The organism is Pseudomonas sp. GW458-11-26-14-LB4, assembly GCF_059423925.1.
The window spans coordinates 496,497-505,940 of sequence record NZ_JBWKYU010000002.1 but is presented as its reverse complement, the minus strand read 5'-3'; the positions used below and the strand labels follow the sequence as shown (position 1 = coordinate 505,940).

Here is a 9,444-nt window from a genome sequence, read left to right as displayed (position 1 = left end):
AGGGACGCTCCGCGTTCCAGCTCTGGAAGGGACGCGGAGCGTCCCGGGCTGCATTCCCACGCAGAGCGTGGGAACGAGAGTTGGCGGTGGGCGGTGGGCGGTGGGCGGTGAGTCAGCGGTGGATCAGACCGCTTCGTTGAGAATCAAGCTGCGATAGTGCCCAGGATTGGTCCCCGACCACTTGCGAAACGCCTTGTAGAACGAACTCGCATCGGCAAACCCCAGGCGTGTGGCGATCTCGGCAAAACTGATCGAAGGCTCCGCCAGCCAAGTAATCGCCAGTTCCTTGCGCACGCTGTCCTTGAGGCCCTGATAGGTCTGCCCTTCTTCCGCCAGACGCCGGCGCAGGGTCGAGGCCGACATGCACAACTGCTGGGCCAGCGCGTCGGTTTCCGGCCACTTATCTGCGGATAATTGCCGCAGATCCTGCTTGATCCGGCTCGCAAGGCTTTCCGGGTCGCGGTACTTCACCAGAATGTTGGCCGGGGCATGGGCCAGAAAGCGCTTCAATTCCTCGGCGCTGCGTTTGATCGGCAGATCCAGCACGTCGGCGGCGAAGATCATCCGCGTGCGCGGCCGGTCGAAGCGCAGGTTTTCCGAGAACATCACCCGATAGTCATCGCAGAAATCCGGCGCCGGGCAGCGCAGCTCGATGGCCAGGATCGGAATCCGCCGCCCCGCCAGCCAGCACGCCACGCCGTGGACGATCATCCAGTAAGTGAAATAGGTGAAGGCGCGGCGCGGTTCCGGATCGTCTTCCAGCAGCACGATCTCCGCCAGACTCTGCTGGTACACCAGTTGCGCCGGCATACGCTCAAGCATCAACGACAGGAAATTCAACCCCGTGCTCAACCCAGCGGCCAGGTTCGGCTGGGCCATCGCGCTGCGGCAGAGGAATTCCAGGCTGCCGGATTTCAGCTTGCGCGGGTCCATGCCGAAGAACTCGTCATCGCCGCGCCGCGCCAACAGGCGCCACAACCGCGCGTACTGGCTGGCCGGGACGCGGGCGTCGTCGGTGGTCAGCAACGCCGGATCGATCCCGACCTTGCTCAAGACTTCTTCCGTGGCCACGCCCGGGGCACAACTTTGCAGCAGTGCTTCGCGCACCAGTTGAATGGCGATGGTGTCTTTTTCCGACATGGAACGCGCGCAATCCTGTTGTTGTTCGAGTGGCGGGCATCTTAGCGCAGCTGACTCGGTGGCGTGGATGTTCAGACTCGTTCAGCTCCGGTTCAGCTAAATGTCAATGAATGCCATGTGAGAATGACTTTCATTATGTTACAACTTGTAACCTCATTTCGTTACACAGTGATCGTCGAATGCTCGTTCCCTTTTTGATCATGTTGCGCGAAGGCATCGAAGCCGCGCTGATCGTTGGCATCATCGCCAGCTACCTGCAACAGACCGGCCGTGGCCAGTGGATGCCGGCGGTGTGGATCGGAGTGTTCCTCGCTGCTGCGCTGGCGTTGCTGGTCGGCGGTGGCCTGGAGCTGGTCAGCGCCGAATTCCCGCAAAAGCAGCAGGAACTGTTCGAAGGCGTGGTCGGGCTGGTGGCCGTGGGGATTCTCAGCTCAATGGTGTTCTGGATGCGCAAGGTGGCGCGTTCGATCAAGCATTCGCTGCAAGCGTCCCTCGATCATGCGCTGACTTCTTCGAAACATCAGGTCATCGCGCTGATCGCCATGGTGTTCTTTGCCGTGGCCCGGGAAGGTCTGGAAACCGTGTTCTTCCTGCTCGCCGTGTTCCAGCAGAGCGAAGGCCCGGCCGCGCCGATCGGCGCCCTGCTCGGCCTGATTCTGGCGATCATCGTCGGCTTCCTGATCTACAGCGGCAGCATGCGTTTGAACCTGTCGGCGTTCTTCCGCTGGACCGGGCTGTTCATTCTGGTGGTCGCCGCCGGGATTCTCGCCAACTCGGTGCAGGCCCTGCATGAAGCCGGGGTGTGGAACCACCTGCAAACCGTGCTCTTCGACTTCAGCGCGACGCTGCCGATGGATGGCCCGCTGGGCTCGGTGCTGGCCGGCATGTTCGGTTATCAGGACGCGCCGACCGTCAGCACCCTCGGCGCATACCTGATTTATCTGCTGGTGGCGCTGGTCATGTTCTTCATGCCGGCACCCAAGCCCGCTGCCCAATCGTCTTCCGTTTCCAGCCAATAAGGGCCTTCATGTCAAAGCCTAATACTCCTCAGGCCTCGCCTCCCCGCGCCTTGCGCTGGGCGATGGCCGGTTCGGTGGTCGTGATGATCGCCGCCGGTGGCCTGTTCTACTACGCCTCGAAAATGGCCGCCGCCAAACGTCAGCACAACCATGACGAAGTGGTGGTGAACATCCATCCGCACAGTTGCGAGCCGAACGCCCTGACGGTGCCGGCCGGCCACGCCAGCTTTCGCATCGTCAACCGCTCCGACCGGGCGGTGGAATGGGAAATCCTCGACGGCGTGCTGGTGATCGAAGAACGCGAGAACATCGCGCCGGGCCTGAGCCAGGTGATCAACGCCAACCTGCAACCCGGCGACTACGCCATCACCTGTGGCCTGCTGAGCAACCCGCGCGGCACGCTGCACGTGACGCCGACCGCCGCTTCGGATGCCGCCGCCAAGGCCAAGCCGTCGATGGTTGCCTTTGTCGGGCCGCTGTCGGAGTTCCGCGTCTATCTGGCCAGCCAGGGCAGCGCGCTGATCAAAGCCGTGACGGCGCTGAATCAAGCCATCGACAGCGGCGATCTGGCCCAGGCCCAGGCTTTGTATTTGCCGGCCCGTGCCGCGTATCAGCGTCTGGCCCCCGCCGCACAACGTCTGGCGGAGCTGGACAACAGCATCAACGCCCGCGCCGATTACTTCGAAAAACGCGAGCAGGATCCGGCCTTCGTCGGTTTCCACCGTCTCGAATACGCGCTGTTCCAGCAACGCAAACTCGACGGCCTGAGACCGATTGTCCAAGGCTTGCTCGACAGCGTCACCACGCTGAAACAACAGCTGCTGGCCCAGTCGCTGCCGCCGGAGCAACTGGTGGAAATCGTCGTGCGCAACCTCAACACCCTCGCCGACGTGCGCGCCGCCAGCGGCGAAGAGGAACGCTACAGCCACAGCGATCTCAACGGCTTCGCGGCCAATCAGGAGACCGCGCACAAAGTCGTCGAACTGCTGCGCCCGCTGCTGAGCAAATCCGCCGCCGACCTGCTGCCGAAAATCGACGGCGCGCTGGCTGATTTCGATACCACGCTCAACGGCTTCAAGGTCAAGGACGGCTACGCCAGTTACGACACCGCCAACGGTGAACAACGCAAGCAGATCGCCGACAAGGCCAAGGCCCTGGCCGACGCCCTCGACGCCATTGATCCCGCCCTCGGCCTCTCCGGCCTGTAGCAGAAGACGAATACCGATGAACGATTCCGAACACTTCAACCTGCAACGTCGCCGAGTACTGATGGGCATGGGCGCCGCTGGCGTCGCACTGGCCGGCACGGCGTTGAGCTGCCCGGCGATGGCCGCCGCCCCTGCGCAAGTCACCGAAGCGCCGAGCAGTGACAAGACCCAGGATCACCACGACTTTCACGGCGTGCACCAGAGCGGCATCGTCACCCCGCGTCCGGCGGCCGGCATGCTGGTGTCGTTCGATGTGCTGGCCAGCGACCGTGAAGACCTGGAGCGTCTGTTCCGCACCCTCAACGAGCGCATCTCATTTCTGATGAAGGGCGGCCCGGTGGCGCAGATCGATCCGAAGCTGCCGCCGCCGGACTCCGGCATCCTCGGCCCGGTGGTGACACCGGACAACCTGACCATCACCGTGTCGGTGGGCGAATCGCTGTTCGACGAGCGCTTCGGCCTCGCGTCCGCCAAACCCAAGCGTCTGGTGCGCATGGTCGGTTTCCCTAACGATGCGCTGGAAGCCGATTGCTGCCACGGCGACCTGAGCCTGCAGTTCTGCTCCAACACCGCCGACACCAACATCCACGCCCTGCGCGACATCGTGAAAAACCTGCCGGACCTGCTGCTGGTGCGCTGGAAACAGGAAGGCAGCGTGCCGCCGCAAGCCCCTGCCAAACCCGGTGTGCCGGCGCAATCGGCGCGCAACTTTCTGGGTTTCCGTGACGGTTCGGCCAACCCGGATTCCAACGACGGCAAGGCCATGGACCGCATCGTCTGGGTGCAACCGGGCAGCGACGAACCGGCCTGGGCGGCCCACGGCAGTTATCAGGCGGTGCGGATCATCCGCAACTTCGTCGAACGCTGGGACCGCACGCCGTTGCAGGAACAGGAAAGCATCATCGGCCGGGTCAAAACCACCGGCGCGCCGATGGGCGCCAGCCATGAAACCGAAGTCCCGGATTACAGCAAGGATCCGGAAGGCAAGCTGACCAAGCTCGACGCGCATATCCGCCTGGCCAACCCGCGCACCGCCGCGAGCCAGGCCAACCTGATCCTCCGCCGTCCGTTCAACTACTCCAACGGCGTGAACAAGAATGGCCAGCTCGACATGGGCCTGCTGTTCATCTGCTACCAGGCCGACCTGGAAAAAGGCTTCATCACCGTGCAGACCCGCCTCAACGGCGAGCCGCTGGAGGAATACCTCAAGCCGGTCGGCGGCGGTTACTTCTTCACCCTGCCGGGTGTCACGGGCGACAAGGATTTCATTGGTCGCTCGCTGCTCAACGCTACTCAACCAAAAACAACTGCATAGCTTTCAACAGGAGCCGCCCCCATGAAAAAGACGCCACTTGCGTTATTGCTCACCCTAGGTTTGCTCAACACCCCGCTGTCGGCGTTCGCCGCGACCGCGCCTCTGGATCTGGTGGGGCCGGTGTCGGACTACAAGATCTACGTCACCGAACAACTGGATGAACTGGCCAGCCACACCCAGCAGTTCACCGACGCGGTGAAAAAAGGCGACCTGGCCACCGCGCAGAAGCTCTACGCGCCGACCCGCGTTTATTACGAGTCGATCGAGCCGATCGCCGAGCTGTTCAGTGACCTCGACGCCTCCATTGACTCCCGCGTCGATGACCACGAGCAAGGCGTGAAAGCCGAAGACTTCACCGGCTTCCATCGCATCGAATACTCGCTGTTCTCGGAAAAAAGTACCAAGGATCTCGACACCCTGGCCGATGGCCTGAACAAGGACGTGAAAGACCTGCAGACCCGCGTCGCCGGCCTGACCTTCCCGCCGGAAAAAGTCGTCGGCGGCGCCGCTGCGCTGCTCGAAGAAGTCGCCGCAACCAAGATCTCCGGTGAAGAAGACCGCTACAGCCACACCGACCTGTACGACTTCCAGGGCAACATCGACGGCGCGAAGAAAATCGTCGACCTGTTCCGTCCGCAGATCGAGAAACAGGACAAGGCCTTCGTCGCCAAAGTCGACAAGAACTTCGCCACCGTGGACAAGATCCTGGCGAAGTACAAGACCAAGGACGGTGGTTTCGAGACTTACGACAAGGTGAAGGACAACGACCGCAAGGCGCTGGTCGGCCCGGTCAATACCCTGGCGGAAGACCTGTCGACATTGCGTGGCAAACTCGGGCTGAACTGAGTCCGCGCATAAAAAATCCCCCGGACGCTTGCTGCGTTCGGGGGATTTTTTGTGGGCCGGTTTTAGAGAATGCGATAGAGCAACCGCTCGACTCGCACCCGGCTCACGCGCTTGAGGAACTTGGCCACGCCCGCCGGGTAATCCGGCAAAGCTTCCAGATCCTGGAAACGTGCGATTCGCGTGGTGTGAACGAAGATGTTCTCCAGCTCCGCACGGCGCGGCTCGAGCCACTCGCCTTTCGGGTCATCGATCAGCAAGGCGTTTTCCAGATCGAGACGGAACGCCCGCGGATTGAGGTTGTTGCCGGTCAGCAGCGTATAGCGCTGGTCGATCCACATGCCTTTGAGGTGATAGCTGTTGTCGCCTTCACGCCACAGATGCAGGTTCAACTGGCCGCTGTCGATGTTGCGCTGATGACGCTTGGCGAAACGGCGCAGGCTGATCTCGTAGAGATACGGCAGCGCGGCGATCACCTTGAACGGCTCGGTCGGCGGGATGTAGAAGTCGTTGGCGGTCTTGTCGCCGACCACGATGTCGATCTTCACGCCGCGGGCCAGCGCCCGGTTGATCTCGCGGATCACGCCGAGCGGCAGGTTGAAGTACGGCGTGCAGATGGTCAGCTGCTTCTGGGCGCTGGCGATCAGCTCCAGAATCACCCGGTTCAGCGGGTTGTTCTTGCCCACGCCGAGCAACGGACTGACCGACAGACCGGTATGCGCTGTGCTGCCGGCACTGGTGTCATACGCCGCGTATTTGAGGCGGCTGCGCAGATCGCCGATGTCGTTGCGCAGGCTGCGGGTGGTCGGCAGGTTCGGCAGGTCGAGGCGATGCACCGCTTTCGATTCGATCAGGCCGTGCTTGACCAGATGGTGCATCGAGTCCGCCAGTTCGCGGCTTTGCAGCACGTGATAACGGTCGAAACGGTACTTGTCGAACTTGTGCAGGTAGACGTTGTTCAGGCTGGCACCGCTGTAGACCACGCAATCGTCGATCACGAAGCCTTTGAGGTGCAGCACGCCGAACAACTCGCGGGTCTGCACCGGCACGCCGTAGACCGGCACCACGCTCTGGTGGGTGCGGGTCATTTCCTGATACCACGCCGAGTTGCCCGGCTGTTTGCCGGCACCGATCAAGCCGCGCTGGGCCCGCAGCCAGTCGACGACCACCGCGATTTCAAGCTCGGGACGCTTGAGTTTGGCGGCGTGCAAGGCATCGAGGATTTCCTGGCCGGCTTCATCGTTTTGCAGATAAAGCGCGACGAGGTAGATGCGCTGGGTCGCCTGGGCGATTTTCTCCAGCAGGCAACGGCGGAAATCGGCGGCGCCGGGCAGGATCGTCACGGCCTCGGCGGTCAGCGGAAAGCTGCGCAGTTTGGGCAGCAGAGAGCGTTTGAAAAGCAACGGCATAGGGCTCGCAATGGGTCGAATCCGAAGAACCGAGAGCTTACACCATCAACTCCTTCGGGTCTTCCCGCCTGATTGATCGTTCCCGCGCTCTGCGTGGTAACGCAGCCCGGGACGCTCCGCGTCCCTTCCAGAGCTGGAACGCAGAGCGTCCCTTGAGGCATTCCCACGCAGAGCGCGGGAACGATCAAGTAGAACGCGAGAGCGATCATAAAATAACTTCTTGACCAAGGAGAACGATCGTTCTACTGTTCGCCACATGAACGAAATCACCAGCAACGACACGACCCGAGACATCATTCTGGATGTCACCGAAAAGTTGATCTACAAAAGTGGCATCGCTGCCACCGGTATGGATCTTCTGGTGAAAACCGCCGGCGTTTCCAGAAAGAGTATCTACCGCTACTTCGCCAACAAGGAGGAGCTGACCGTCGCCGCCCTGCAACGACGAGACGTGCGCTGGATGCACTGGTACAGAAGCGCCGTCGATCAGGCCGAAACCCCGGCCGATCGGCTGCTCAACCTGTTTACCGTGCTCAAGGGCTGGTTCGCCTCGGAAGGTTTCCGGGGCTGTGCCTTCATCAACACCAGCGGTGAGACCGGCGATCCCGAGGATCCGGTTCGCCTGGTCGCCAAAGACCACAAACAGAAACTGCTCGACTACCTGTGCGAGCTGTGTACCGAACATGGTGCCGAGGATCCGCAACTGTTGGCCAAACAGCTGCTGATACTGATTGACGGTGCCATTACCGTAGCGCTTGTGATGGGTGATCACAGTGCCGCCGATAATGCGCAATGCATGGCGCGAAAGTTATTGGACCTGTAACGCCTTAATAAGCCTGACAAGTTGTTTAACTGTTAATAGATCGGGAGACAAACATGTCTACTGCAGCCGAAGTTCGTCCGCCATTGCCACCGTTCAACCGTGAATCGGCCATTGAAAAAGTTCGTCTGGCCGAGGATGGCTGGAACTCCCGCGACCCGGAGCGCGTGTCGCTGGCCTACACCCTGGACACCAAATGGCGTAACCGCGCCGAATTCGCCAACAACCGCGAAGAAGCCAAGGCTTTCCTGACCCGCAAATGGGCCAAGGAACTGGATTACCGCCTGATCAAGGAACTCTGGGCCTACTCCGACACCCGCATCGCCGTGCGCTACGCCTACGAGTGGCACGACGACTCGGGCAACTGGTTCCGTTCCTACGGCAACGAGAACTGGGAATTCGACGACAACGGCCTGATGTTCCAGCGTTACGCCTGCATCAACGACATGCCGATCAAGGAAAGCGAACGCAAGTTCCACTGGCCGCTGGGCCGGCGCCCGGATGATCATCCGGGATTGTCCGAGCTGGGTCTGTAATTAAGTAGCCGATCCCTCCTGCACAGTGTGCAGGAGGGATTTTCAGGCGAATTCGGCAGTCCGGGCCGATTGCGCTTTAGCCTCAAGTTCCCGCACCAGCGGCAACACCCGCTGACCGAAATACTCCACCTCTTCCTGAAAATGCAGGAACCCCGCCAATACCAGATCAACCCCCACCGCTTTCAACGCGACGATGCGCTCGGCAATCTGCTGCGGCGTGCCGATCAGGTTGGTCTTGAAGCCGTCGTTGTACTGCACCAGATCTTCAAAGGTCGATTTGGCCCAGTTGCCCTCACCTTCCGGCGACGCCCTGCCCGCCTGTTTCGCCGCATCACCGAAGGCATTCACCGCTTCCGGGTCAGCCTGATCGATGATCTGCGCCAGCACCGCTTTGGCTTCTTCTTCGGTATCTCGGGCGATCACAAAAGCATTCACCCCGATTTTTACTGAATGATGGTTTGCCACCGCTTTGGCGCGAATGTCGTCGACCTGTGCCTTGATGCCCTCGACGCTGTTGCCGTTAGTGAAATACCAATCCGACACCCGCGCCGCCATGTCACGTGCGGCACGGGAGCTGCCGCCCTGAAAGATTTCCGGGCGGCCCAGCGGTTTCGGTTTGAGGCTGTAATTGTCGAAGCGATAGAAATCGCCACGGAAGGTGAAGTTGTCCTGACTCCAGATCCCTCGCAATGAACGGATGAACTCTTCAGAACGACGATAGCGCTCGTCGTGCTCCAGCCAATGCTCGCCAATCGCCTGGAATTCGCCCTTGAACCAGCCGCTGACGATGTTCACCGCAATCCGGCCGTTGGTGAGTTGATCGATGGTCGCCAATTGTTTGGCCGCCAGCGCCGGTTGCCACGGGCCGGGCAAGATGGCGGCGATGACTTTGAGTTGGCTGGTGGCCGCGAGCAGCGCGTGGCTGAAGGCAACCGATTCATGCTGAAACTCGGCGCCGTAACCGGCGGTGAAGCGGATTTGCGTCAGGGCATATTCGAAACCCGCCGCCTCGGCCAATTGCGCCAGTTTGCGGTTGTAGTCGATGCCCCAATCGGTGCGTTGCTCGATCTTGCTGACCACCAGGCCACCGCTGACGTTCGGCACCCAGTAGGCAAATTTCACGGCTTGCTGACTCATTGGCGTGTCCTCGGGAC

At 61.2% G+C, this 9,444-nt stretch carries 9 protein-coding genes; 6 read left to right on the top strand and 3 right to left on the bottom strand.

The window, feature by feature from the left end; translation table 11 throughout:
• Window positions 1-123: 123 nt before the first annotated feature.
• Entirely contained in the window at window positions 124-1,140 is a 1,017-nt protein-coding gene (locus AC07XZ_RS05135) for an AraC family transcriptional regulator (protein ID WP_102688072.1), read from the bottom strand.
• Between the two features lie 179 nt (window positions 1,141-1,319).
• Here AC07XZ_RS05135 and efeU point away from each other — a divergent pair, with 179 nt between their 5' ends.
• Genes efeU through efeO (AC07XZ_RS05115) form a run of 4 tightly spaced genes read left to right on the top strand, consistent with a single transcriptional unit; the run spans window position 1,320 to window position 5,528 of the window.
• Window positions 1,320-2,159: an iron uptake transporter permease EfeU gene (gene efeU / locus AC07XZ_RS05130; protein ID WP_102688071.1), complete on the top strand. Its 840-nt coding sequence runs from the start codon at window positions 1,320-1,322 to the stop codon at window positions 2,157-2,159.
• A gap of 8 nt (window positions 2,160-2,167) precedes the next feature.
• The gene (gene efeO, locus AC07XZ_RS05125; RefSeq protein WP_102688070.1) at window positions 2,168-3,367 is read left to right on the top strand and encodes an iron uptake system protein EfeO; all 1,200 of its coding nucleotides are present in this window, start codon (window positions 2,168-2,170) and stop codon (window positions 3,365-3,367) included.
• A 16-nt stretch (window positions 3,368-3,383) separates the two neighbouring features.
• A complete protein-coding gene (gene efeB, locus AC07XZ_RS05120; protein WP_102688069.1) occupies window positions 3,384-4,682 on the top strand; it encodes an iron uptake transporter deferrochelatase/peroxidase subunit in 1,299 nt (432 codons plus the stop codon).
• A 21-nt stretch (window positions 4,683-4,703) separates the two neighbouring features.
• On the top strand, window positions 4,704-5,528 hold the full coding sequence (efeO, locus tag AC07XZ_RS05115; RefSeq protein WP_102688068.1) for an iron uptake system protein EfeO: 825 nt from the start codon (window positions 4,704-4,706) through the stop codon (window positions 5,526-5,528).
• 62 nt (window positions 5,529-5,590) lie between these two features.
• Here the strand turns inward: efeO (AC07XZ_RS05115) and pssA are convergent, their stop codons facing one another.
• Entirely contained in the window at window positions 5,591-6,934 is a 1,344-nt protein-coding gene (pssA, locus tag AC07XZ_RS05110) for a CDP-diacylglycerol--serine O-phosphatidyltransferase (RefSeq protein WP_085687126.1), read from the bottom strand.
• Window positions 6,935-7,190: 256 nt separating this feature from the next.
• Here pssA and AC07XZ_RS05105 point away from each other — a divergent pair, with 256 nt between their 5' ends.
• Entirely contained in the window at window positions 7,191-7,757 is a 567-nt protein-coding gene (locus AC07XZ_RS05105; RefSeq protein ID WP_007951264.1) for a TetR/AcrR family transcriptional regulator, read from the top strand.
• A gap of 53 nt (window positions 7,758-7,810) precedes the next feature.
• Window positions 7,811-8,290, top strand: coding sequence for a nuclear transport factor 2 family protein (locus AC07XZ_RS05100; protein WP_085745578.1), 480 nt, complete (start codon window positions 7,811-7,813; stop codon window positions 8,288-8,290).
• 42 nt (window positions 8,291-8,332) lie between these two features.
• Here AC07XZ_RS05100 and sfnG read toward each other — a convergent pair whose 3' ends face one another.
• Window positions 8,333-9,427 carry a dimethylsulfone monooxygenase SfnG gene (sfnG, locus tag AC07XZ_RS05095; RefSeq protein ID WP_102688067.1) on the bottom strand — a complete coding sequence of 365 codons (1,095 nt, stop codon included), beginning with the start codon at window positions 9,425-9,427 and terminating at the stop codon, window positions 8,333-8,335.
• Between the last annotated feature and the right edge of the window lie 17 nt (window positions 9,428-9,444).

Coding starts and splice junctions, on each gene's coding strand:
- efeB (WP_102688069.1), top strand. CDS start 3,384: ATGAACGATTCCGAACACTTCAACCTGCAACGTCGCCGAGTACTGATG.
- efeU (WP_102688071.1), top strand. CDS start 1,320: ATGCTCGTTCCCTTTTTGATCATGTTGCGCGAAGGCATCGAAGCCGCG.
- sfnG (WP_102688067.1), bottom strand. CDS start 9,427: ATGAGTCAGCAAGCCGTGAAATTTGCCTACTGGGTGCCGAACGTCAGC.
- efeO (WP_102688068.1), top strand. CDS start 4,704: ATGAAAAAGACGCCACTTGCGTTATTGCTCACCCTAGGTTTGCTCAAC.
- AC07XZ_RS05100 (WP_085745578.1), top strand. CDS start 7,811: ATGTCTACTGCAGCCGAAGTTCGTCCGCCATTGCCACCGTTCAACCGT.
- AC07XZ_RS05105 (WP_007951264.1), top strand. CDS start 7,191: ATGAACGAAATCACCAGCAACGACACGACCCGAGACATCATTCTGGAT.
- efeO (WP_102688070.1), top strand. CDS start 2,168: ATGTCAAAGCCTAATACTCCTCAGGCCTCGCCTCCCCGCGCCTTGCGC.
- AC07XZ_RS05135 (WP_102688072.1), bottom strand. CDS start 1,140: ATGTCGGAAAAAGACACCATCGCCATTCAACTGGTGCGCGAAGCACTG.
- pssA (WP_085687126.1), bottom strand. CDS start 6,934: ATGCCGTTGCTTTTCAAACGCTCTCTGCTGCCCAAACTGCGCAGCTTT.